1 protein-coding gene is annotated in these 267 nt (G+C 28.5%); it reads right to left on the bottom strand.

The annotated features are described in order from the left end of the window. The coding region (locus SB659_RS19645; protein WP_410551623.1) for a hypothetical protein at nt 1-227 on the bottom strand (227 nt) is incomplete at its 3' end. Nucleotides 228-267: the final 40 nt, after the last annotated feature.

Raw genomic sequence — 267 nt, 5'->3', positions numbered from 1 at the left:
ACCTTGTTTAAAGATAAACAAAATGCTAAAGATACAACAGCCATTTGCCCCGCACTTAAATGAAATACAATATCGTGATCTGAATCTTTTCCGGTTTTTAATAAAACATTATTTCGTTGTCCAGTTGGTAGAATATCAATAAAAATTCCAAATCCTTGCTGATAGTTTTGTAATATCTTTCCTGAATATATAAAAAAAGGAATCTTAATTTTTTCAATCATTTCCACTTTATGATTCTTGATCGTGGAAAATATAGTTGTATTAAGG

It is taken from the genome of Arthrobacter sp. SIMBA_036 (assembly GCF_046535135.1).
In the GTDB taxonomy this organism is placed as follows: domain Bacteria; phylum Actinomycetota; class Actinomycetes; order Actinomycetales; family Micrococcaceae; genus Arthrobacter.
The sequence above is the reverse complement of the archived record's forward strand: the minus strand, read 5'-3'. Positions and strand labels throughout refer to the sequence as shown.